This window comes from Pantoea sp. UBA5923, from assembly GCF_002431095.1.
Lineage (GTDB): Bacteria > Pseudomonadota > Gammaproteobacteria > Enterobacterales > Enterobacteriaceae > Pantoea > Pantoea piersonii.
On record NZ_DJDN01000076.1, the window covers coordinates 1,677 to 1,888 of the forward strand.

Below are 212 nucleotides of genomic sequence, written 5' to 3' on the forward strand. Positions count from 1 at the left end.
GCGGGTAAATCGACGCTGCTGCTGCAGGTGATGTGTCGTCTGGCGCAGGAGATGAAAACGCTCTATGTGACCGGTGAAGAGTCGCTGCAGCAGGTAGCGATGCGCGCGCATCGTCTCGGCCTGCCGAGCGAAAACCTCAATATGCTGTCGGAAACCAGCATCGAGCAGATCTGCCAGATTGCCGAGCAGGAGCAGCCGAAGCTGATGGTGAT

1 pseudogene is annotated in these 212 nt (G+C 58.5%); it reads left to right on the forward strand.

From position 1 onward, the window contains the following. A pseudogene (locus B3797_RS17150) lies at positions 1 to 212 on the forward strand (DNA repair protein RadA); the annotation flags it as partial.